Raw genomic sequence first — 20,118 nt, forward strand, 5'->3', positions numbered from 1 at the left:
TGTCTATTATCCCCCTTTCTTATTTCTTCTTGTTCGCTACGGTACGACGAGGACCTTTACGTGTACGAGCATTCGTTTTAGTACGTTGACCACGAACAGGCAATCCACGACGGTGACGAATACCGCGGTAGCAGCCGATCTCCGTGAGACGTTTAATATTTAAGGAAATTTCACGACGCAGGTCACCTTCTACCTTAACCATACCATCGATCGTTTCGCGCAATTTGCTGACTTCATCTTCTGTCAAATCACGGACACGAGTGTCTGCATTGATTCCAGTTTCTTTCAATACTTTCTGGGAAGTCGTTTTACCGATTCCGAAAATGTAAGTCAAGGCGATCTCAACGCGTTTGTCACGTGGCAAATCCACACCAGCTATACGAGCCATTTTACGCTACACCCCCTTCTTTAACCTTGTTTTTGTTTGTGTTTCGGATTTTCACAGATAACCATTACGTTCCCTTTGCGGCGAATGACTTTGCATTTTTCGCAAATAGGCTTTACAGAAGGTCTTACCTTCATGCTAATTACCTCCTCCAAGTTTTACGTTGTAAAACCAGCTTCGAAACTAAAGTAGTTTGTTACCGCTGCTGAGTTTTACGTCAGTAAAACCGCTTCGCAGCTTTCCTTGATTCCCCGGGGGAACCTTGAATCTATTTACGGTACGTGATACGACCTTTGGTTAAATCGTACGGCGAGAGTTGAACAACCACTTTGTCTCCTGTAAGGATACGGATAAAGTGCATCCGCAGCTTTCCGGAAACATGAGCGAGAATCTGGTGACCATTCTCCAGCTCGACTTTAAAGGTAGCATTCGGCAACGGCTCGATGACCGTTCCTTCGACTTCAATGACATCTTCTTTAGCCACAGTTAGTCTCCTTTCTGATCTGCCTTGGATTTATCGGATACAAATTGGCCAAGTGCGAAACGCAGTTTACCGTTTGTAACCCGACCGCTTTCTTGCAAACTGTTTACCACTTCACTGCTAATGTAGGATTGAGGTTCAAGATGAAGAACATTCTTCTTCTTGGCCCCGTCAAACTTGCGTTTGTCCCCATCCGCGATCCACACGAACCTGCTGTCCTCAATCGAAACGATAACGGCATACTGTCCGGCATCTCTGCCCTTCAGTATCTTAACAATCTGACCGGGTTGAAGCGGGATTTCATGATTCAATGTCATCACCCTATTCCGGCAGCTTCGTCAAAATTTCCATGCCATCCGGCGTGACTGCTACCGTATGCTCGAAGTGAGCACATAGTGAGCCGTCAACCGTAACAACCGTCCAGTTGTCTTCCAGCGTCTTGACATGCCGTTTCCCGGCATTGACCATCGGCTCAATCGCGAGCACCATGCCCGGTTTGAGTCTTGGTCCGCGGTCAGGAATGCCATAGTTCGGAATTTGCGGATCCTCATGCAGATCGGTACCCACGCCATGACCAACGTACTCCCGGACGACAGAGAAACCTGCATCCTCGATATGACGCTGAATGGCATGAGAGATTGTAAACAAGCGGACATCGGGTTTGACTAGCGCAAGTCCAGCATAGAGCGATCCTTCCGTAACGTCCAGCAAACGCTGGGCCTCTTCGGAAATTTCTCCTACAGCGTAGGTCCATGCCGAGTCACCATGGTAACCCTGGTATTGCGCGCCGATATCAAACGTAACGATATCGCCCTCGATCAATTTGCGTTTGCCTGGAAATCCATGCACCAATTCTTCGTTGACTGATGCGCAAATGCTGGAAGGAAATCCGTTGTAGCCTTTAAAAGATGGCACAGCGCCTTGGCTTCGAATGAACTTGTCGGCCATCAGGTCCAGTTCCCCGGTCGTAATGCCCGGTTCAACATGAGCGGCAAGGAGTTTGTGGCATTCCGCCACGATCCTTCCTGCTTCTCTCATCAAGCTCAGTTCCGTTTCGGATTTACAAATGATCATTATACTTAACCTCTCAGTATAGACGCAATTTGTGATGAAACCGCGTCGATTTCCTGATCACCATCGATTTGACGCAAAAGACCTTTGTTCTCATAAAACGTGAGGAGTGGTGCTGTTTTGTTGATATATTCGTCTAAACGAATGCCGACGCTCTCTTCGTTATCATCGGAGCGTTGGTACAATTCGCCGCCGCATTTATCACAAATGCCTTCCTGTTTAGGAGGATTAAAGATCACATGATAAGTCGAACCGCAGTTTTTGCAAATCCGGCGGCCGGTTAGGCGGGCCAGAAGCTTTTCCCGATCCACTTTCAGGTTGATGACGTGATCGAGACCAGTATTCAAGCGGGCGAGAATGTCATCCAGCGCTTCCGCTTGCGAAAGGGTTCTTGGAAAGCCGTCCAATAAAAAACCTTTTTCGCAATCGGACTGCTGCAGACGCTCTTCCACAATACCAATCGTTACGTCATCCGGTACCAGCAGACCCTGATCCATGAATTCCTTCGCTTTAATCCCGATAGGAGTTCCTTGTTTGATCGCGAGACGAAATGCATCGCCCGTTGAAATATGAGGAATACCGAATTCATTCACGATGTTTTCTGCTTGCGTTCCTTTTCCTGCCCCAGGAGGACCCATGAATAAGATGTTCACCTTACGTCACTCCCTCCCCTTGATTGACTAGCAAGAACAACACAATAGGCGCCGGGAAGCGATACAGACCACTCGCCGGAACCTATCGCCTATTTATTGATAAAACCTTTGTAATGACGTTTGATCAGTTGGCTTTCGATCTGCTTCATCGTATCCAGTGCAACACCGACGACGATCAAGAGGGACGTACCACCAATCTGAACCGTACGAGGAAGACCTGCAAGTGATCCGAAGAACACCGGAAGTACGGAGATCACGGCCAGGAACAGAGCTCCTGTCATGGTCAAACGGGTCATAACCCGTGTCAGATACTTCTCGGTAGCTTTACCAGGACGAATGCCCGGCACATAGCCGCCGTTCTTCTTCATATTATCAGCCATTTGGTTCGGATTCATCTGCACGAAGGTGTAGAAGAACGTGAAACCAATGATCATGAGTACATACAGTACCATTCCAAGCGGGCTGTCATAAGCCAGGTTCGCCGTAATCCATTTCGCCCAATTCTGGTGTGCCCAGAAGCTGGCCAGGATAACCGGGAACTGCAGCAATGACATCGCAAAGATGACCGGAATAACGCCTGCTCCGTTAATCTTGAGCGGAATGTGTGTGTTCTGTCCACCGTACATTTTGTTTCCTACAACACGCTTCGCGTATTGAACCGGAATTTTACGGATACCTTGCTGAATGAATACAACACCGGTAATGATCAGAACCAAAATCAAGAGGATGATGACACCCTTCAGAATGTTCATGAAGACCTGACCATCCTGAATGAAGTTCGATTCAATCGTTGTCCGAATGTGCATCGGAATACCAGCAGCGATACCTGCAAAGATAATGATCGAAATACCGTTACCGATTCCGCGTTCCGTAATCTGTTCGCCGAGCCACATCAAGAATGATGTACCTGCAGTAAGAACGATCGCGATCACGACGAAGTCGATAAAGGTTGCTCCAGGAACCATTTCGGCGCCATACAGGCGGTTAAACCCGATGGACATACCGAACGCCTGAATCAGACCCAGTATTACCGTACCATAACGAGTAATTTGAGCCAACTGCTTCTTCCCGTGTTCCCCTTGTTTGTTCCATTCCGCAAACTTTGGAATGACGTCCATCGACAGCAATTGCACGATAATGGACGAAGTAATATATGGAAATATCGAAAGGGCGAAGATCGAAAACTGCGATAACGCGCCCCCCGAGAACGTGTTAAGAAGACCGAACAACTCATTGCCTGCCTGATTCGTCTGGGTAAAGACATCCTTGTTAACACCGGGAACCGGTACAAAGGATCCGATACGGAAGATGATCAGAACGAATAAGGTGAACAAAATACGCTTGCGAAGGTCCTCGACACGCCATATATTTTTCAGGGTCTTAAACATTAGATCACCTCGGTTTTACCGCCGGCAGCCTCGATCTTCTCTACCGCAGATTGAGAAAACTTATTAGCTTTTACAGTCAAAGAAACGGTAACTTCACCGTTGCCAAGAATTTTGATTCCGCTCTTTGTATTGTTAACAATACCGCTCTCAACCAAAACTTCTGGAGTCACTTCAGTACCTGCTGCAAAGCTGTTAAGTTCTTCGATGTTCACAATCGCGTACTCTTTCCGAGTTGGGTTTACGAAACCGCGCTTCGGAAGACGACGATACAATGGGTTCTGTCCACCTTCGAAGCCTGGACGTACACCACCGCCGGAACGAGAGTTTTGTCCTTTGTGACCGCGACCCGACGTTTTACCCGTACCGCTACTAGTACCGCGTCCAACGCGCTTGCGCTCTTTGCGGGATCCAGGTGCTGGGCTCAGCTCATGTAACTTCATCGTTCGTTGCACCTCCTTAATATGTCCGGGGATAAACTGCCCGGGATTAACCTTCGATTTCTTTAACAGAAACCAGGTGATTTACTTTCTTGATCATTCCGCGAATTGCAGCATTGTCGCTTTGAACCACGGAATGGTTGATTTTGCGAAGTCCGAGTGTTTTCACGGTTGCACGCTGATCCTCTGGACGACCAATCACGCTGCGTACGAGGGTGATTTCAAGTTTAGCCATGAGATTCCCTCCTTAACCCAACAGCTCTTCGACGGATTTGCCGCGAAGCTTGGCAACATCTTCAACACGCTTCAGGCGGGACAAGCCTTCCAAAGTCGCATTGACCATGTTCATGGAGTTCGAAGAACCTAGAGATTTTGTCAAAATGTCGCCTACGCCAGCCAGCTCGAGTACTGCACGAACCGGTCCGCCAGCGATAACCCCAGTACCTTCAGATGCCGGCTTCAACAATACGCGGCCTGCTCCGAAGTGTCCTGTTACGAGGTGAGGAATAGTGGTTCCAACAAGTGGAATGTGAATCAGGTTTTTCTTAGCATCTTCAATACCTTTGCGGATTGCATCCGGTACTTCGCCTGCTTTACCGATACCTGCTCCTACCCAACCTTTGCCATCACCGACAACTACCAGTGCGCTAAAGCTAAAGCGACGTCCGCCTTTTACAACTTTAGCAACGCGGTTAATGTTTACTACTCTTTCAGTCAGTTCTAAAGTGTTAGGATCTACACGCAAGTCGTTTACCTCCTTTTGAAAATATCTTAGAATTCAAGGCCTGCTTCGCGAGCTGCCTCTGCAAGTGCTTGAATACGTCCATGGTACAAATATCCACCACGATCGAATACGATCGATTTATAACCTTTGTCTGCTGCACGTTTTGCAACGAGTTCGCCGACTTTACGAGCGGATTCAACGCTTCCGCCGTTCTTGATGTCGCTAACCAGTTCTTTGTCCAGCGTAGAAGCTGATGCCAAAGTCACGCCAGCCACGTCGTCGATCAATTGAGCATAGATGTGTTTCGAAGAACGGAACACGTTCAGACGTGGACGTTCTGCAGTGCCTTGGATTTTCTTACGGACACGCAGGTGTCTTTTCAGACGAGCTTTGTTCTTGTCTTGTTTCGTGATCATGCTTCCATTTCCTCCCTTCAGTTTTGCCTTAAGAGCTTCACTTTTAGACGCATCGGGTAAGTATGGGAGAAGAGGCAAGTTATCAACCAGGTAGATCCCCAGTCAGCTAACCTTACTTCTTCTTACCAGCTTTACCTTCCTTACGGATAATGCGTTCACCTTCGTATTTAATCCCTTTACCTTTGTAAGGCTCAGGCTCACGTACGGAACGAATCTTAGCAGCGTATGCACCTACGCGCTCTTTATCGATACCGCGAACCGTGATTTTCGTGTTAGCCGGTACGTCGAATTCAATACCTGGCTCCGGTGTAATTTCAACTGGGTGGGAGTAACCCACGTTCAGAACGATTTTATCTCCGGATTTGCTTGCACGGTATCCGACACCAACCAACTCAAGGTTTTTCGAGAATCCTTCAGTTACACCGTTGACCATATTCGAGACAACGCTGCGGGTCGTGCCGTGAAGAGAGCGATGTGTTTTGTTGTCGGAAGGACGAACAACATTGATCTCGTTGTTTTCTACTGTAATTTGCATGTCTTTATGCAATTCACGAGTCAAGGTACCTTTAGGTCCTTTTACAGTGATTACAGTGTTATCCAGTGTGACTTCCACACCGTTAGGAATAGCAATTGGTTTACGACCAATACGGGACATTCATTACACCTCCTATCTTGTGACGTTGATTACCATACGTAGCAGAGAACTTCTCCGCCAGCTTTGGATTGACGAGCTTCTTTGTCGGTCATAACTCCCTTAGACGTGGAGATGATCGCAATACCCAAACCACCAAGTACGCGAGGTACTTCGTTGCTCTTCGTGTAAACGCGAAGACCTGGTTTGCTGATTCTTTTCAGACCTGTGATTACGCGCTCGTTGTTGGAACCATATTTCAGGAATACACGAATGATCCCTTGTTTATTGTCTTCCACAAACTCTGCATCACGGATGAAGCCTTCACGCTTCAAGATGTCAGCGATTTGTTTTTTAATCGTCGAAGCAGGCATTTCTACTGTTTCGTGGCGAACCGTGTTCGCGTTACGAATACGAGTTAGCATATCTGCAATTGGATCGGACATAGTCATGTAGGATAAACCTCCTTCCCGTTTATAAACTTCTTACCAGCTTGCTTTTTTCACGCCAGGAATCTGGCCTTTATAAGCTAATTCACGGAAACAAATTCTGCAAATTTTAAACTTCTGCAGTACCGAATGTGGACGACCACAACGTTCACAACGGGTATATGCCCGTACTTTGAATTTCGGTGTACGTTGTTGTTTAACTTTCATCGAAGTTTTTGCCACTTAGCCTGACACCTCCTAAATAGTTTCGGAGAAAAGGACAACCGTCTTATTTCGCGAAAGGCATGCCCAGTTGAGCAAGCAGTTCACGGGATTCTTCGTCGGTTTTAGCAGTCGTTACGATAACGATGTCCATACCGCGAACCTTATCCACTTTGTCATACTCAATTTCAGGGAAAATGAGCTGCTCTTTCAGACCGAGCGTATAGTTACCGCGTCCGTCAAATGCTTTGGTGGACACGCCTTGGAAGTCACGTACACGTGGAAGTGTAACGTTGAACAGCTTGTCGAGGAAGTAGTACATGCGCTCACCGCGCAGCGTTACCTTCACACCGATCGGCATGTTCTCACGCAGTTTGAATCCCGCGATGGATTTCTTTGCACGGGTGATAACCGGTTTTTGACCAGCAATCAGCTGCATGTCGTTCACAGCGGAATCAAGCACTTTCGAGTTGGCTACAGCGTCACCCACACCCATGTTGATGACAACCTTCTCGATTTTTGGTACTTGCATTACTGTCTTATAGCTAAACTTCTGCATCAGAGCAGGAGTTACTTCGTTCAAAAAACGCTCTTTCATTCTTGCTGCCATGATTCAAGGACCTCCTTTCTAAACCGTCTTATTTATCGATAACTTCTCCGGATCTTTTAGCTACGCGAACTTTTTTACCGTTGTCCAGTACTTTGTAACCGATACGAGTTACTTTTCCGCTCTTCGGATCAACGTGCATAACGTTCGATACATGGATCGGAGCTTCCTTCTCGATGATACCGCCTTGTGGGTTCATTTGGTTTGGCTTCTGGTGCTTCTTGATCATGTTCACACCTTCAACCAAAACACGATTTTCACGAGGGTACGCTGCGATGACACGGCCTTTTTTGCCTTTGTCTTTACCGCTGATGACGATAACTGTATCATCTTTTTTCACGTGCAGTTTGTTGCTATGGGATTCCAGAACTTTTTTCACTTTAGGCATTCGTTACACCTCCTATGACTAGCCAGTTCAACTATTTATCGGGTTCCCGAAAAGTTACGTCACTTTTTGGGGTGTTATTAGATTACTTCCGGAGCCAAGGAAACGATTTTCATGTAGTCTCTTTCGCGAAGTTCGCGAGCAACTGGTCCGAAAATACGAGTTCCGCGTGGGCTTCTGTCGTCTTTAACAACAACAGCTGCATTCTCGTCAAATGAGATGTAAGATCCGTCTTTACGACGTACAGAACGCTTCGTACGAACGACTACCGCTCTTACTACATCACCCTTTTTGACAACGCCGCCTGGTGTTGCTTGTTTGACGGAACATACGATCAAATCACCGATTTGAGCTGTACGACGACCAGTACCACCCAATACGCGGATACACATCAGTTCCTTCGCACCGGAGTTGTCAGCAACAGCTAAACGTGTAAATGGTTGAATCATTTAAATTTCCTCCTTCCATCAAAAACTGATCATATCTTAGATGATAACCGCTTTTTCAACCACTTCTACCAGTCTCCAGCGCTTGTCTTTGGAGAGAGGGCGAGTTTCCATGATTTTAACGGTATCTCCGATTTGAGCTTGATTGTTCTCATCATGCGCTTTAAATTTTTTCGTGTATTTAATGCGTTTGTGATACAAGTCATGCTTCTTATAAGTTTCAACAGCTACAACAATGGTTTTATCCATTTTATCGCTGACAACTTTACCGATTTGCACTTTACGAGCATTGCGTTCTTCGCTCATTTGTTAGCCTCCTTCCTGAATACAGAACATGACGTTCCATTTCATTAACTAATCCCAAGTTCTCTTTCACGGATAACGGTTTTAGCACGAGCTATTTCTTTGCGAACGTCACGGATCCGAGTCGGGTTATCAAGCTGGCCAGTGGCCAATTGAAAACGGAGGTTAAAGAGTTCCTCTTTAAATCCGGCGATTTTTTGCTCAATTTCTGCAGTGGTTAAGTTGCGCAGTTCATTAGCTTTCATTTGCTTCACCACCCACTTCTTCTCGTTTCACAAACTTCGTTTTTACAGGCAGCTTGTGAGCGGCGAGACGCATCGCTTCGCGGGCGATTTCCTCGGACACGCCTCCAAGTTCAAACATGATCTTGCCTGGTTTTACAACGGCAACCCATTTCTCAACGTTACCTTTACCGCTACCCATCCGCACTTCGAGAGGCTTTTGAGTAATCGGCTTATCTGGGAAAATCTTGATCCATACTTTACCGCCACGACGGATGTAACGAGTCATCGCGATACGAGCAGCTTCGATCTGACGGTTCGTGATCCAGCCTGGTTCTGTAGCTTGCAGACCGAATTCGCCGAAGTTCAGTTCAGTACCGCCTTTCGCTTGGCCTCTCATATGGCCGCGCTGTTGTTTGCGGTGTTTTACACGTTTTGGTACCAACATGATTAGTTGCCTCCTTCCTGAGCAGCTTGTTTCTTAGCCGTAGGAAGAACCTCTCCACGATAGATCCATACTTTCACGCCGATACGGCCGTAAGTCGTATGCGCTTCTGCTGTACCATAGTCGATGTCTGCACGAAGCGTATGAAGTGGAACAGTTCCTTCACTGTAGCCTTCCGTACGAGCAATCTCGGCTCCGCCAAGACGTCCGCTGACCGATGTTTTAATCCCTTTCGCTCCAGAGCGCATAGTTCTTTGAATCGCTTGTTTCAGTGCGCGACGGAAAGATACACGACGTTCCAGCTGTTGTGCAATGCTTTCAGCAACAAGAATTGCGTCCAGTTCAGGGTTCTTGATTTCAGAAATGTTGATGTGAACTTTTTTACCGCCGGCGATTTTAGTCACTTGTCCGCGCAGTACTTCTACTTCGGAACCACCTTTACCGATAACCATACCTGGCTTCGCAGTGTGGATCGTCACGTTCACACGATTAGCCGCTCTCTCGATTTCGATACGGGATACAGCGGAGTCTTTCAATTTATTTTTCAGGTATTCACGGATTTTCACGTCTTCCAGCAAAAGATCACCGAAATCTTTGCCTGCATACCATTTGGATTCCCAATCACGGATAATACCGATACGGAGTCCTACTGGATTTACCTTTTGGCCCACACGTTTTCCCTCCTTATTTTTCAGCTACCACCAAAGTAATGTGGCTGGTGCGTTTATTGATCCGGCTTGCACGTCCCATCGCACGAGGGCGGAAACGTTTCATAGTCGGTCCCTGGTTGACATAAGCTTGCGTCACAACCAATTTAGTTACATCCAAAGAGTAGTTATGCTCAGCGTTTGCGATAGCCGAGTTCAAAAGCTTCTCAACAACCGGAGATGCAGCTTTCGGAGTGTGACGAAGAATTGCGATCGCTTCGCCGACTTGCTTACCGCGGATCAAGTCAACAACGAGTTGAGCTTTACGAGGAGCAATACGAATCGATCTAGCATGTGCTTTTGCTTCCATATGTTTAACCTCCTCTCAAACAAAGAGCTTCGTTAATTATCTTCTTGTTTTCTTATCGTCTTCATGACCTTTGTAAGTACGGGTTGGAGCGAACTCACCCAACTTGTGTCCTACCATGTCCTCAGTTACATATACAGGTACATGTTTACGGCCATCGTATACACCGAACGTGTGACCGATAAATTGCGGGAAAATAGTGGAGCGGCGGGACCAGGTTTTGATCACAGCCTTTTTGCTTGCGGCGTTCATATCCTCCACTTTTTTGAGCAGATATCCGTCAATAAAAGGTCCTTTTTTCAAACTACGGCTCATATTGAAATCCTCCCTTCATCAAATTGTCTCGTTACCTTCGGGCCTGACACGAAGTTATGCACTTAAGCGCGCATTACTTCGTGCGGCGGCGAACGATATATTTGTCAGAAGCTTTGCCTTTTTTACGAGTCTTAGCACCAAGGGTTGGTTTACCCCATGGAGACATAGGAGACTTACGTCCGATTGGAGCGCGGCCTTCACCACCACCGTGAGGGTGATCGTTAGGGTTCATGACGACACCGCGTACTTCAGGACGTTGTCCGAGCCAGCGGCTGCGGCCTGCTTTACCGATTTTGATCAACTCATGGTCTTGGTTACCCACAGAACCGATGGTTGCACGGCAAACTTTCAGGATGCGACGAACTTCACCGGAAGAAAGACGAACCGTTACGTACTTGTCTTCTTTACCGAGAAGCTGAGCTTCTGTACCAGCAGCACGAACCAATTGTCCGCCTTTGCCTGGTTTCAATTCGATGTTGTGGATAACTGTACCTACTGGAATGTTTTCCAGAGGAAGCGCGTTACCGATCTTGATGTCAGCACCTACTCCAGATACTACTTGGTCTCCAACTTTCAGACCTTTAGGAGCGATGATATAACGCTTTTCACCATCTACATAGTGAATCAGAGCGATGTTGGAAGTACGGTTCGGGTCGTATTCGATTGTAGCAACGCGACCTGGAATGCCGTCTTTATTCCGTTTGAAGTCGATGATACGGTATTTACGTTTGTGTCCGCCGCCATGGTGACGAACCGTAATTTTACCTTGGTTGTTGCGGCCAGCTGTTTTGCTCAGTGGAGCCAGCAACGATTTCTCCGGCTGATTCGTGGTGATTTCTTCGAAAGTCGACACGGACATGTTGCGTCGAGCCGGGGATGTCGGTTTATACTTTTTAATAGGCACTGAATTTTCCCTCCTTACTTAAGAAATTCTTATTCAACCGATTCAAAGAACTCGAGCGGTTTGCTGTCTGGTGCCAAAGTCACGATTGCCTTTTTCCATTCGGTTGTGTAACCGGAATAACGGCCGTAACGTTTTGGTTTAGCAGGGACACGCATCGTATTCACGTTCGATACTTTTACTTTAAAAATAGATTCGACAGCTTGCTTGATCTCGGTCTTGTTAGCACGGATATCCACTTCAAAAGCATATTTCAGCTCTGCCATGTAGTCAGCCGTACGTTCCGTGATCACCGGGCGCTTGATTATATCGCGTGGGTCTTTCATTACGCGAGCACCTCCTCTACCTTCTGAACTGCTTCCTTCGTAATGATCAGTTGATCGTACGACAGTACGTCAAGAACATTAATGCCGTCAGCCGCTACGAATTTCACACCAGGAATATTACGTGCGGAAAGGGCTACATTATCATCATAGCTTGGAGCAACGATCAGAGCTTTACGGCCTACTTTCAGGTTGCTAAGGATGTTAGCAAACTCTTTCGTTTTCGGCGTGTTCAGCGTCAGTTGATCCAATACGATAATTGCGTTGTCAATCACTTTGGAAGACAAAGCGGATTTGATAGCCAAACGACGAACTTTCTTAGGAAGTTTAAACGTGTAGCTGCGCGGAGTCGGTCCAAATACCACGCCGCCGCCTTTCCATTGTGGAGAACGGATCGAACCTTGACGAGCACGGCCGGTACCTTTTTGTTTCCAAGGCTTACGTCCGCCGCCGCGTACTTCAGAACGTCCTTTTACTTTGTGGGTACCACGACGAAGGGAAGCGCGCTGCAGCAATACTGCGCTGTGCAGTACGTGAGCGTTCGGCTCGATGCCGAATACAGCTTCATTCAATTCTACTTCGCCAACCTGGCTACCGCTGACATTATAAAGTGCTACTTTAGGCATTGTTTGTTCCTCCTTTCTTTAGGCGATTATTTCTTCACCGTTTCTTTGATTTGAACGAAACCTTTTTTAGGTCCTGGAATGGAGCCTTTAACAAGGATTACGTTACGCTCTGCGTCGACTTTAACAACTTCGAGCTTTTGGATCGTAACTGTCTCATTGCCCATGTGACCTGGCAGACGCTTTCCTTTAGGAACACGGTTTGCCTGGATCGAACCCATGGAACCCGGTCTACGGTGATAACGGGAACCGTGAGACATTGGTCCGCGGCTTTGGCCCCAACGCTTGATTACGCCTTGGAATCCTTTACCTTTGGAAATACCCGTTACGTCAACAAATTCGCCTTCTGCGAAGACATCAGCCTTCAGCTCTTGTCCGACCTCGACACTCGCGAGGTCAACACCGCGAATTTCGCGAACGTAGCGCTTAGGCGCAGTGTTTGCTTTTTTCGCATGGCCTGCTTCTGGTTTGTTAGATCTGTTCTCTTTCTTATCGGAGAAACCAACTTGGATCGCTTCGTATCCGTCGTTTTCCAGATCTTTCTTTTGTAGAACAACACAAGGACCTGCTTCGATAACCGTTACAGGAATTACAACACCCTCAGGGGTAAATACTTGAGTCATTCCGAGCTTTCTACCTAAGATACCTTTCATGTTGACACCTCTTTTCTCTTCTCTAATTCGTTATGCAATGCTTACAGTTTGATTTCGATATCTACACCGGACGGCAGGTCCAAGCGCATCAAGGCATCCACAGTTTGTGGAGTCGGGTTCACGATGTCGATCAAGCGTTTATGTGTACGCATTTCGAACTGTTCCCGAGAATCCTTATACTTGTGCACCGCACGGAGAATGGTAATTACTTGTTTCTCAGTTGGAAGCGGGATCGGACCGGATACACCAGCACCCGAACGTTTTGCTGTCTCAACAATTTTCTCAGCGGATTGATCAAGAACTCTGTGGTCGTATGCTTTCAAGCGAATACGAATTTTTTGCTTTGCCATTTTATTCCCTCCTTCTATCGCCCAATTTGGTATCGGACATACTCCGTGAAAATTTTCCAACCACCCACCTCATGGCAAAGGGGCCGGGTGTGTCGGTAACCTCTCACATCATCGCAACGTCGCAGAACAACATTCACTATTATATATAAAAGATAGGCGCATTGCAAGCACTAATTCATATTTGATATGTATTTACATTCGCTCCGTGCTTTCCTTGAAATTTTCGGCTGAAACCGCAGCTTCGGACGTGGCTTCCCGGATGCTTCCAATCGTCATGGAGAGCAGCTTCATTTCTTTCTCCGCGCTCATCATTCGTTCTGCACCGGACTGTACGGACATCAGAATGCTGGAGAACTGCTTGCTGGATTCCTCGGACTGCCTCTTCCCTTGCATCGTTAGCCCTTGAACCTGGTTAATAGATTCTACCACTTCCGCCGTGATGGATCTCGACTTGGATACGATATCTGCAATTCGGTTCACGGTCGTCCTCGTGTCCTCCGACAGTCGGCTTACCTCTTGGGCTACAACGGCAAAACCCTTTCCATGCTCTCCGGCGCGTGCTGCTTCTATGGTGGCATTTAAGGAAAGCAGCTTGATCTGGGAGGCTATTTCCTGAACATTCACCGCTATAACGGAAATCTGCTTGGAGGATTCCTGAAGTTCTTGCACCGCATGCTGCATCCCGGCCGCGCTTTGGTCAATCGCATTCATTTGATCCTCCAACTCTGCTATTTTTGCTTCACCGGCCCTTGCATCCGATATCGAGCCCTGCGTTGTGGTCGAAGTGCGTTCAAATGTATCAGCCATCTCGCTACTGCTGGTCATCAGGCGTTCTACAGCCTCATTAATATCCAGCGTCAGCCCGGATAATTCGCTAACAAAAGCATCAATGTTCTGTTTCAGCTCTTTTCTTACCCTATCATACTGGAACTGCTTCTCACTTAAGTTTTCTCTCTCGTAAGCTTCCAGCACTAGCTGCTGCTCCAGGCTAAGCAACTTGGTAATCGTCGACACTAGCCGTATTTGTTGTTCTTCTCCTACAACCTCTCTATAGATCATCTTGAAGAATTCGTTCTGTAAGTTCTGGAAAGCGGACAAGTACCATTTAGGCTCAAGCCCCACGCGCTTATGCACCTCGGCAATGCGCAGCCTTTTTGCCACATAAGCTTCATTGATTTCTCCATTCCATATTTCGAGAAGATGATCCTTTAATGTCTGCTTTAATCTTTCAATCGTACTGTGTTCCACGATAATCTCCCTTAACTTATCCACACCCACGACAGACTGAAAAATGCTTCTGTTATCTCCTCGAGCCTCTCCTCCATTTGCGGACGGAGCTGCCTCAAAAGCTGAAGATCCCCCTCGGTAAGACCAATCATCCGCATTTGATCATTCAACTCGCCTAATGGTTCTTGATACACATAACGGGCCTCTTCTGAATTGCGCAGTTCTACTTCAGGCTGAACTTCATCTTCCAAACTCCTCTTCATCCATGCAAACGGACATTTCATACAGGCTGTGATCTCCATTCTATATAACAGATAATTTCTAATTCCTTAACTGACTTCAATCAAAGATTGTAATCATATCGGAACCAAATAAATAGAATGAATCCTTGAATATATGGCATATTCTGTACAGTAAGCTTGACTAATTTTCTACAAATCCTACTCTTAAGGTTTTAGTTTAGCCGCAGAGATCACAGGGGTATCCCTACAAATAGAAAAAGAGCCCGATCCAAGGGATCAGACTCTTTTATCAGGACATCACATTGTTGCTCGTTACAATACACTGTTGCTATATGCAAGGCAGTTCGAAGCCTTAATTATTTAATGATGGAAGCAACGGAACCAGCACCTACGGTACGGCCGCCTTCACGAATGGAGAACTTAGTTCCTTCTTCGATCGCGATTGGGCTGATCAGGTTAACCGTTACAGTGATGTTATCACCAGGCATAACCATTTCAGAACCTTCTGGCAGGTTGATCACACCAGTTACGTCCGTAGTACGGAAGTAGAACTGTGGACGGTAGCCAGTGAAGAAAGGCTTATGACGTCCGCCTTCTTCTTTGCTCAGTACGTATACTTGAGCTGTGAACTCAGTGTGTGGTTTAACGGAAGCAGGCTTAGCAAGTACTTGACCGCGCTCGATTTGAGTACGCTCAACACCACGAAGCAATGCACCGATGTTGTCACCAGCTTGTGCGGAATCCAGCAATTTACGGAACATTTCAACGCCCGTAACAACGGATTTCTTAGTTTCTTCAGCGATACCAACGATTTCGATCTCGTCACCGACTTTGATCGTACCACGCTCTACACGACCTGTAGCAACGGTACCACGACCAGTGATGGAGAATACGTCCTCGACAGGCATCAAGAAAGGCTTGTCAGTGTCGCGCTCAGGCAATGGGATGTACTCGTCGATTGTTTTGAACATTTCAACGATTTTTTGTGCCCATTCGCCTTCTGGGTTTTGCAGAGCTTCACGAGCGGAACCACGAGTGATCGGAGTGTCGTCGCCTGGGAAGTCGTACTCGCTCAGAAGGTCGCGAACTTCCATTTCAACCAATTCCAAGAGCTCTTCGTCTTCAACCATGTCGCATTTGTTCAAGAATACAACGATGTAAGGAACGCCTACTTGGCGGGACAACAGGATGTGCTCGCGAGTTTGCGGCATTGGGCCGTCAGCTGCGGATACAACCAGGATTGCTCCGTCCATTTGAGCAGCACCAGTGATCATGTTTTTAACATAGTCAGCGTGACCTGGGCAGTCAACGTGTGCGTAGTGACGAGCATCAGTTTCATACTCTACGTGGGAAGTAGAGATTGTGATACCGCGTTCGCGCTCTTCTGGAGCTTTGTCGATTTGATCGAAGGACATTGCTGCGCCACCGTAAGTTTTGGACAATACAGATGTAATTGCAGCAGTCAAAGTTGTTTTACCATGGTCAACGTGACCGATAGTACCGATGTTAACATGGGGTTTCGTACGTTCGTATTTAGCCTTTGCCATTTGAACAATTCCTCCTTAAGGGGATTATATATGTTGGGCCGGAAGCGGAGTTAACGGGATGTTTGGTCCCGCCTCCTATCCAGCAGGTAAAACGTTATTATTCTCCGCCTTTGATCTTGGACACAATTTCATCGGAGATATTCTTAGGAACTTCTTCGTAGTGGGAGAGTTCCATGGAGAACACGCCGCGTCCTTGTGTACCGGAGCGAAGAGTAGTGGAGTAACCGAACATTTCGGAGAGAGGCACTTTCGCACGGATAATTTGAGTACCACCACGGGAGTCCATACCTTCGATACGTCCACGGCGGGAGTTCAGCATACCCATTACGTCGCCCATGTATTCCTCAGGCACGGTAACTTCAACTTTCATGATTGGCTCGAGCAGGACAGGCTTACACTTGTCTTTAGCTGCTTTCAGAGCCATGGAACCAGCGATTTTAAACGCCATTTCATTGGAGTCAACATCATGGTACGAACCGTCGACGATGGTTGCTTTAACGTCAACAAGCGGGAAGCCGGCAAGTACACCGTTCTTCATTTGCTCTTCAATACCTTGTTGTGCAGGACCAATGTATTCTCTTGGTACAGAACCACCGACAACCTTGCTGTCGAATTGGTTACCGCTACCAGGTTCCAGAGGTTCGAACTCAACCCATACGTGACCGTATTGACCACGACCACCGGACTGACGAACGAATTTACCTTCAACGCGAGCTGGCGCACGGAATGTTTCGCGGTAAGCTACCTGTGGTTTACCCACGTTGGTTTCTACCTTGAACTCACGACGCATACGGTCGATGATGATGTCCAAGTGAAGCTCACCCATACCTGCCAAGATCGTTTGGCCAGTTTCTTCATCGGTATGCGCACGAAGAGTTGGATCCTCTTCCGTCAACTTACCGAGAGCCACGCCCATTTTATCTTGGTCAGCTTTTGTTTTAGGCTCAACTGCGATTTCGATAACCGGATCAGGGAAGTTCATGGACTCCAGGATAACCGGGTTTTTCTCATCACATAGTGTATCACCTGTGCCCGTATCTTTCAAACCTACGGCAGCTGCGATATCTCCGGCGAATACTTCGGAAATTTCTTGACGGCTGTTCGCATGCATTTGAAGGATACGACCAATGCGCTCACGCTTGCCTTTTGTTGCATTCAGTACGTAAGAACCGGATTGCAGTACGCCGGAGTATACGCGGAAGAATGTCAGCTTACCAACGTAAGGGTCGGTTGCGATTTTGAATGCCAAAGCCGAGAACGGCTCGTCATCGGAAGAATGCCGAATAGCTTCGGTTCCGTCTTCAAGGGTACCCTTGATGTCTGGAACGTCAGTTGGAGCCGGCAAATAATCGATTACGGCATCAAGCATCAACTGAACGCCTTTGTTACGGTAAGAAGATCCGCAGATAACCGGGAAGATCTTAACTTCGACAACACCTTTACGCAGAGCAGCTTTCAACTCAGCGATGGTGATTTCTTCACCTTCAAGATATTTCATTGTCAAGTCTTCGTCAAGTTCTGCTACCTTCTCAACCAACTCGTTGCGAAGCTCTTCCACTTGATCCTTGAATTCTGCTGGAATTTCGGTTTCTTCGATATTTTGCCCGAGGTCATCCTTATACATATAAGCTTTTTCCTCGATAATATCGATGATGCCAATGAAATCGTTCTCTGCACCGATCGGAAGCTGAATTGCTACCGCGTTCGCTTGCAGACGCTCTCTCATATCTTTAACTACGTTCAAGTAGTCGGCACCGATAATATCCATTTTGTTTACGTATGCGATCCGCGGAACTCCGTAACGGTCTGCTTGTCTCCAAACAGTCTCCGACTGAGGTTCAACGCCCTCTTTCGCACTGAATACACCTACTGCCCCATCCAATACACGAAGGGAACGTTCAACTTCTACTGTGAAGTCAACGTGCCCCGGGGTGTCGATAATATTAACGCGATGACCCTTCCAAGAAGCGGTAGTCGCAGCGGACGTAATCGTGATACCGCGCTCCTGCTCCTGTTCCATCCAGTCCATTGTAGCTGCACCCTCGTGAACTTCCCCGATTTTGTGCGTACGGCCCGTATAGAACAAAATCCGCTCTGTAGTGGTCGTTTTACCAGCGTCAATATGCGCCATGATCCCGATATTACGTGTATTTTTCAAGGAGAACTCTCTTGTCGCCATGCGAATAGTCTCCCTTCAAAATTTGAAGTATAAATTAGTTGCTGAATCCTACCAACGGTAGTGAGCAAACGCTTTGTTCGCTTCAGCCATTTTGTGCGTGTCTTCGCGTTTCTTAACGGAAGCGCCTGTGTTGTTGGAAGCGTCGATGATCTCAGCCGCCAAACGCTCTTCCATCGTCTTCTCACCGCGGTTGCGGGAGTAGTTTACGAGCCAACGTAATCCAAGGGATGTACGTCTCTCTGGTTTAACTTCGATCGGAACCTGGTAGTTAGCACCGCCGACACGACGAGCTTTAACTTCCAATACTGGCATGATGTTCTTGATAGCTGCTTCAAACACTTCCATCGGATCATTACCAGTACGTTCCTTGATGATGTTGAACGAATTGTAAAGGATGCTTTGAGCAACACCTCTTTTACCATCCAACATGATGCGGTTGATCAGACGAGTTACCAGTTTGCTGTTGTACACCGGATCTGGCAGCACGTCTCTTTTAGTTACTGGACCTTTGCGTGGCATGGATATCCCCCTTTCTTCAGTCATGAGTCATGTTAAGAAAACATGAGCATCAATTAGCTTTTTGCTTTCGGACGCTTCGTGCCGTATTTGGAACGAGCTTGCATCCGGTTGTTTACACCAGCGGTATCAAGTGCGCCGCGAACGATATGGTAACGTACACCCGGAAGGTCTTTTACCCGTCCACCGCGAACCAATACAACACTGTGCTCTTGCAAGTTATGTCCGATACCCGGAATGTAAGCCGTCACCTCAATGCGGTTCGTCAAGCGAACACGAGCATATTTACGAAGTGCGGAGTTCGGTTTTTTCGGCGTCATCGTGCCTACACGAGTGCATACACCGCGTTTTTGCGGAGCGCTCAAGTCGGTCTCCTCACGTTTCAAAGCGTTAAAACCTTTTTGAAGAGCTGGAGATTTCGATTTGTAAACTTTAGCTTGACGGCCCTTGCGAACCAGTTGGTTAATTGTTGGCATGCTAGCCACCCCCTTCCCGTATTTATCATTCGATTACGAACCCATTTAAGTCCACAGACCCAGGCGGTTCATAAAAGAACAAATGAAAAGTTTTTGCCGAGAGAAGTAACGCCTTCTCCAACAAAAACGATTTCTCAAATCATGATTTCAAGACAGCTACCATAGCTGCACCGACTTCAATACCGCATGCTTCCCCAAGTTCTGTCATCGTGGGTACATAGTTGATATGCACGCCATTCTTATCACACTCGGATACGACTTTTGAAATCAAACGCTGGTCGCAATCTTCAGCCACATAAACCTCAGCGGCCAGACCAGATTCAACGGCCTTCATCGTTTGTTTGGTGCCAATCTTGATGTGTGCATCCTGTAATCCTTTATCATTAGACACAAGTCATTCCTCCAAAAGAACAGGGAACAAAGAAACTATTCACGCACCTTTGCTATATTAGCATCTGCCTTAAACGATGTCAAGCTATTAAATCAGGAAAAAAGAAACATTGGAACAG

At 47.1% G+C, this 20,118-nt stretch carries 35 protein-coding genes; all 35 read right to left on the minus strand.

Annotated features, from left to right (window positions below):
• Positions 1–19: 19 nt before the first annotated feature.
• Positions 20–388 (minus strand): 30S ribosomal protein S13, encoded by a 369-nt coding sequence (gene rpsM / locus AC3RCL_RS28700; protein ID WP_006212897.1) that lies wholly within the window; start codon positions 386–388, stop codon positions 20–22.
• 20 nt (positions 389–408) lie between these two features.
• The gene (gene rpmJ, locus AC3RCL_RS28705; protein ID WP_003333770.1) at positions 409–522 is read right to left on the minus strand and encodes a 50S ribosomal protein L36; all 114 of its coding nucleotides are present in this window, start codon (positions 520–522) and stop codon (positions 409–411) included.
• Positions 523–653: 131 nt separating this feature from the next.
• Positions 654–869 carry a translation initiation factor IF-1 gene (gene infA, locus AC3RCL_RS28710; RefSeq protein WP_006212898.1) on the minus strand — a complete coding sequence of 72 codons (216 nt, stop codon included), beginning with the start codon at positions 867–869 and terminating at the stop codon, positions 654–656.
• 2 nt (positions 870–871) lie between these two features.
• Entirely contained in the window at positions 872–1,183 is a 312-nt protein-coding gene (locus AC3RCL_RS28715; protein WP_492533344.1) for a KOW motif-containing protein, read from the minus strand.
• A gap of 4 nt (positions 1,184–1,187) precedes the next feature.
• Positions 1,188–1,940: a type I methionyl aminopeptidase gene (map, locus tag AC3RCL_RS28720; protein WP_015737621.1), complete on the minus strand. Its 753-nt coding sequence runs from the start codon at positions 1,938–1,940 to the stop codon at positions 1,188–1,190.
• A 5-nt stretch (positions 1,941–1,945) separates the two neighbouring features.
• Positions 1,946–2,590, minus strand: coding sequence for an adenylate kinase (locus tag AC3RCL_RS28725; RefSeq protein ID WP_009589204.1), 645 nt, complete (start codon positions 2,588–2,590; stop codon positions 1,946–1,948).
• Between the two features lie 89 nt (positions 2,591–2,679).
• On the minus strand, positions 2,680–3,978 hold the full coding sequence (secY, locus tag AC3RCL_RS28730; RefSeq protein ID WP_009589213.1) for a preprotein translocase subunit SecY: 1,299 nt from the start codon (positions 3,976–3,978) through the stop codon (positions 2,680–2,682).
• Positions 3,978–4,418, minus strand: a complete 441-nt coding sequence (gene rplO / locus AC3RCL_RS28735; protein WP_006212903.1) for a 50S ribosomal protein L15 — start codon at positions 4,416–4,418, stop codon at positions 3,978–3,980. Before rplO ends, secY begins: the two co-directional genes overlap by 1 nt.
• Positions 4,419–4,464: 46 nt before the next feature.
• Complete coding sequence (gene rpmD / locus AC3RCL_RS28740; RefSeq protein ID WP_006212904.1) at positions 4,465–4,650, minus strand: 50S ribosomal protein L30; 186 nt, start codon at positions 4,648–4,650, stop codon at positions 4,465–4,467.
• A 12-nt stretch (positions 4,651–4,662) separates the two neighbouring features.
• Positions 4,663–5,160 (minus strand): 30S ribosomal protein S5, encoded by a 498-nt coding sequence (gene rpsE / locus AC3RCL_RS28745; protein WP_009589212.1) that lies wholly within the window; start codon positions 5,158–5,160, stop codon positions 4,663–4,665.
• A gap of 26 nt (positions 5,161–5,186) precedes the next feature.
• Entirely contained in the window at positions 5,187–5,555 is a 369-nt protein-coding gene (gene rplR, locus AC3RCL_RS28750; protein ID WP_090914097.1) for a 50S ribosomal protein L18, read from the minus strand.
• A gap of 112 nt (positions 5,556–5,667) precedes the next feature.
• Entirely contained in the window at positions 5,668–6,210 is a 543-nt protein-coding gene (gene rplF, locus AC3RCL_RS28755) for a 50S ribosomal protein L6 (RefSeq protein WP_071221018.1), read from the minus strand.
• Positions 6,211–6,239: 29 nt separating this feature from the next.
• The gene (gene rpsH / locus AC3RCL_RS28760) at positions 6,240–6,638 is read right to left on the minus strand and encodes a 30S ribosomal protein S8 (RefSeq protein WP_006212908.1); all 399 of its coding nucleotides are present in this window, start codon (positions 6,636–6,638) and stop codon (positions 6,240–6,242) included.
• Between the two features lie 33 nt (positions 6,639–6,671).
• Entirely contained in the window at positions 6,672–6,857 is a 186-nt protein-coding gene (locus AC3RCL_RS28765) for a type Z 30S ribosomal protein S14 (RefSeq protein ID WP_013312154.1), read from the minus strand.
• Between the two features lie 46 nt (positions 6,858–6,903).
• Positions 6,904–7,446, minus strand: coding sequence for a 50S ribosomal protein L5 (gene rplE, locus AC3RCL_RS28770; RefSeq protein ID WP_007132558.1), 543 nt, complete (start codon positions 7,444–7,446; stop codon positions 6,904–6,906).
• Between the two features lie 28 nt (positions 7,447–7,474).
• The gene (rplX, locus tag AC3RCL_RS28775) at positions 7,475–7,831 is read right to left on the minus strand and encodes a 50S ribosomal protein L24 (RefSeq protein ID WP_006212910.1); all 357 of its coding nucleotides are present in this window, start codon (positions 7,829–7,831) and stop codon (positions 7,475–7,477) included.
• 77 nt (positions 7,832–7,908) lie between these two features.
• Positions 7,909–8,277 carry a 50S ribosomal protein L14 gene (rplN, locus tag AC3RCL_RS28780; RefSeq protein ID WP_006212911.1) on the minus strand — a complete coding sequence of 123 codons (369 nt, stop codon included), beginning with the start codon at positions 8,275–8,277 and terminating at the stop codon, positions 7,909–7,911.
• A 36-nt stretch (positions 8,278–8,313) separates the two neighbouring features.
• Complete coding sequence (gene rpsQ / locus AC3RCL_RS28785) at positions 8,314–8,580, minus strand: 30S ribosomal protein S17 (protein WP_009589223.1); 267 nt, start codon at positions 8,578–8,580, stop codon at positions 8,314–8,316.
• 44 nt (positions 8,581–8,624) lie between these two features.
• Positions 8,625–8,822, minus strand: coding sequence for a 50S ribosomal protein L29 (gene rpmC, locus AC3RCL_RS28790; protein WP_007132561.1), 198 nt, complete (start codon positions 8,820–8,822; stop codon positions 8,625–8,627).
• Positions 8,812–9,246 (minus strand): 50S ribosomal protein L16, encoded by a 435-nt coding sequence (rplP, locus tag AC3RCL_RS28795; RefSeq protein WP_009589221.1) that lies wholly within the window; start codon positions 9,244–9,246, stop codon positions 8,812–8,814. Before rplP ends, rpmC begins: the two co-directional genes overlap by 11 nt.
• Positions 9,247–9,248: 2 nt before the next feature.
• Positions 9,249–9,914, minus strand: coding sequence for a 30S ribosomal protein S3 (gene rpsC / locus AC3RCL_RS28800; protein WP_006212915.1), 666 nt, complete (start codon positions 9,912–9,914; stop codon positions 9,249–9,251).
• Positions 9,915–9,927: 13 nt separating this feature from the next.
• A complete protein-coding gene (gene rplV / locus AC3RCL_RS28805; protein ID WP_015737624.1) occupies positions 9,928–10,260 on the minus strand; it encodes a 50S ribosomal protein L22 in 333 nt (110 codons plus the stop codon).
• 36 nt (positions 10,261–10,296) lie between these two features.
• Complete coding sequence (rpsS, locus tag AC3RCL_RS28810; RefSeq protein WP_006212917.1) at positions 10,297–10,572, minus strand: 30S ribosomal protein S19; 276 nt, start codon at positions 10,570–10,572, stop codon at positions 10,297–10,299.
• A 73-nt stretch (positions 10,573–10,645) separates the two neighbouring features.
• Positions 10,646–11,476, minus strand: a complete 831-nt coding sequence (gene rplB, locus AC3RCL_RS28815) for a 50S ribosomal protein L2 (RefSeq protein ID WP_009589218.1) — start codon at positions 11,474–11,476, stop codon at positions 10,646–10,648.
• 29 nt (positions 11,477–11,505) lie between these two features.
• Positions 11,506–11,799 (minus strand): 50S ribosomal protein L23, encoded by a 294-nt coding sequence (gene rplW / locus AC3RCL_RS28820; RefSeq protein ID WP_006212919.1) that lies wholly within the window; start codon positions 11,797–11,799, stop codon positions 11,506–11,508.
• Positions 11,799–12,422, minus strand: a complete 624-nt coding sequence (gene rplD / locus AC3RCL_RS28825) for a 50S ribosomal protein L4 (RefSeq protein WP_009589231.1) — start codon at positions 12,420–12,422, stop codon at positions 11,799–11,801. The genes rplW and rplD overlap by 1 nt, the downstream gene beginning before the upstream one ends.
• A 26-nt stretch (positions 12,423–12,448) precedes the next feature.
• Entirely contained in the window at positions 12,449–13,072 is a 624-nt protein-coding gene (gene rplC / locus AC3RCL_RS28830) for a 50S ribosomal protein L3 (protein WP_009589211.1), read from the minus strand.
• A 41-nt stretch (positions 13,073–13,113) separates the two neighbouring features.
• Positions 13,114–13,422 carry a 30S ribosomal protein S10 gene (rpsJ, locus tag AC3RCL_RS28835; RefSeq protein ID WP_009589214.1) on the minus strand — a complete coding sequence of 103 codons (309 nt, stop codon included), beginning with the start codon at positions 13,420–13,422 and terminating at the stop codon, positions 13,114–13,116.
• 192 nt (positions 13,423–13,614) lie between these two features.
• Positions 13,615–14,670, minus strand: coding sequence for a protoglobin domain-containing protein (locus AC3RCL_RS28840; protein ID WP_492533355.1), 1,056 nt, complete (start codon positions 14,668–14,670; stop codon positions 13,615–13,617).
• 11 nt (positions 14,671–14,681) lie between these two features.
• Positions 14,682–14,900, minus strand: coding sequence for a protoglobin domain-containing protein (locus tag AC3RCL_RS28845; protein WP_492533357.1), 219 nt, complete (start codon positions 14,898–14,900; stop codon positions 14,682–14,684).
• A 347-nt stretch (positions 14,901–15,247) separates the two neighbouring features.
• Positions 15,248–16,438 carry an elongation factor Tu gene (tuf, locus tag AC3RCL_RS28850; protein WP_009591967.1) on the minus strand — a complete coding sequence of 397 codons (1,191 nt, stop codon included), beginning with the start codon at positions 16,436–16,438 and terminating at the stop codon, positions 15,248–15,250.
• 97 nt (positions 16,439–16,535) lie between these two features.
• Complete coding sequence (gene fusA, locus AC3RCL_RS28855) at positions 16,536–18,617, minus strand: elongation factor G (protein ID WP_009591969.1); 2,082 nt, start codon at positions 18,615–18,617, stop codon at positions 16,536–16,538.
• Positions 18,618–18,665: 48 nt separating this feature from the next.
• The gene (gene rpsG / locus AC3RCL_RS28860; protein WP_006212929.1) at positions 18,666–19,136 is read right to left on the minus strand and encodes a 30S ribosomal protein S7; all 471 of its coding nucleotides are present in this window, start codon (positions 19,134–19,136) and stop codon (positions 18,666–18,668) included.
• Positions 19,137–19,189: 53 nt separating this feature from the next.
• Positions 19,190–19,609, minus strand: a complete 420-nt coding sequence (gene rpsL, locus AC3RCL_RS28865) for a 30S ribosomal protein S12 (protein WP_006212930.1) — start codon at positions 19,607–19,609, stop codon at positions 19,190–19,192.
• 139 nt (positions 19,610–19,748) lie between these two features.
• On the minus strand, positions 19,749–20,000 hold the full coding sequence (locus AC3RCL_RS28870) for a ribosomal L7Ae/L30e/S12e/Gadd45 family protein (RefSeq protein ID WP_009591977.1): 252 nt from the start codon (positions 19,998–20,000) through the stop codon (positions 19,749–19,751).
• Between the last annotated feature and the right edge of the window lie 118 nt (positions 20,001–20,118).

This window comes from Paenibacillus sp. MT86 (assembly GCF_058792535.1).

What these genes read in the sequence shown, in the direction of transcription:
- rpsM (WP_006212897.1), bottom strand. Translation starts at nt 388, where the DNA reads ATGGCTCGTATAGCTGGTGTGGATTTGCCACGTGACAAACGCGTTGAG.
- rpmJ (WP_003333770.1), bottom strand. Translation starts at nt 522, where the DNA reads ATGAAGGTAAGACCTTCTGTAAAGCCTATTTGCGAAAAATGCAAAGTC.
- AC3RCL_RS28715 (WP_492533344.1), bottom strand. Translation starts at nt 1,183, where the DNA reads ATGACATTGAATCATGAAATCCCGCTTCAACCCGGTCAGATTGTTAAG.
- map (WP_015737621.1), bottom strand. Translation starts at nt 1,940, where the DNA reads ATGATCATTTGTAAATCCGAAACGGAACTGAGCTTGATGAGAGAAGCA.
- secY (WP_009589213.1), bottom strand. Translation starts at nt 3,978, where the DNA reads ATGTTTAAGACCCTGAAAAATATATGGCGTGTCGAGGACCTTCGCAAG.
- rplO (WP_006212903.1), bottom strand. Translation starts at nt 4,418, where the DNA reads ATGAAGTTACATGAGCTGAGCCCAGCACCTGGATCCCGCAAAGAGCGC.
- rpmD (WP_006212904.1), bottom strand. Translation starts at nt 4,650, where the DNA reads ATGGCTAAACTTGAAATCACCCTCGTACGCAGCGTGATTGGTCGTCCA.
- rplR (WP_090914097.1), bottom strand. Translation starts at nt 5,555, where the DNA reads ATGATCACGAAACAAGACAAGAACAAAGCTCGTCTGAAAAGACACCTG.
- rplF (WP_071221018.1), bottom strand. Translation starts at nt 6,210, where the DNA reads ATGTCCCGTATTGGTCGTAAACCAATTGCTATTCCTAACGGTGTGGAA.
- rpsH (WP_006212908.1), bottom strand. Translation starts at nt 6,638, where the DNA reads ATGACTATGTCCGATCCAATTGCAGATATGCTAACTCGTATTCGTAAC.
- rplE (WP_007132558.1), bottom strand. Translation starts at nt 7,446, where the DNA reads ATGGCAGCAAGAATGAAAGAGCGTTTTTTGAACGAAGTAACTCCTGCT.
- rplX (WP_006212910.1), bottom strand. Translation starts at nt 7,831, where the DNA reads ATGCCTAAAGTGAAAAAAGTTCTGGAATCCCATAGCAACAAACTGCAC.
- rplN (WP_006212911.1), bottom strand. Translation starts at nt 8,277, where the DNA reads ATGATTCAACCATTTACACGTTTAGCTGTTGCTGACAACTCCGGTGCG.
- rpsQ (WP_009589223.1), bottom strand. Translation starts at nt 8,580, where the DNA reads ATGAGCGAAGAACGCAATGCTCGTAAAGTGCAAATCGGTAAAGTTGTC.
- rpmC (WP_007132561.1), bottom strand. Translation starts at nt 8,822, where the DNA reads ATGAAAGCTAATGAACTGCGCAACTTAACCACTGCAGAAATTGAGCAA.
- rplP (WP_009589221.1), bottom strand. Translation starts at nt 9,246, where the DNA reads ATGTTGGTACCAAAACGTGTAAAACACCGCAAACAACAGCGCGGCCAT.
- rplV (WP_015737624.1), bottom strand. Translation starts at nt 10,260, where the DNA reads ATGGAAGCAAAAGCACATGCTAGATCGATTCGTATTGCTCCTCGTAAA.
- rpsS (WP_006212917.1), bottom strand. Translation starts at nt 10,572, where the DNA reads ATGAGCCGTAGTTTGAAAAAAGGACCTTTTATTGACGGATATCTGCTC.
- rplW (WP_006212919.1), bottom strand. Translation starts at nt 11,799, where the DNA reads ATGAAAGACCCACGCGATATAATCAAGCGCCCGGTGATCACGGAACGT.
- rplD (WP_009589231.1), bottom strand. Translation starts at nt 12,422, where the DNA reads ATGCCTAAAGTAGCACTTTATAATGTCAGCGGTAGCCAGGTTGGCGAA.
- rplC (WP_009589211.1), bottom strand. Translation starts at nt 13,072, where the DNA reads ATGAAAGGTATCTTAGGTAGAAAGCTCGGAATGACTCAAGTATTTACC.
- rpsJ (WP_009589214.1), bottom strand. Translation starts at nt 13,422, where the DNA reads ATGGCAAAGCAAAAAATTCGTATTCGCTTGAAAGCATACGACCACAGA.
- tuf (WP_009591967.1), bottom strand. Translation starts at nt 16,438, where the DNA reads ATGGCAAAGGCTAAATACGAACGTACGAAACCCCATGTTAACATCGGT.
- fusA (WP_009591969.1), bottom strand. Translation starts at nt 18,617, where the DNA reads ATGGCGACAAGAGAGTTCTCCTTGAAAAATACACGTAATATCGGGATC.
- rpsG (WP_006212929.1), bottom strand. Translation starts at nt 19,136, where the DNA reads ATGCCACGCAAAGGTCCAGTAACTAAAAGAGACGTGCTGCCAGATCCG.
- rpsL (WP_006212930.1), bottom strand. Translation starts at nt 19,609, where the DNA reads ATGCCAACAATTAACCAACTGGTTCGCAAGGGCCGTCAAGCTAAAGTT.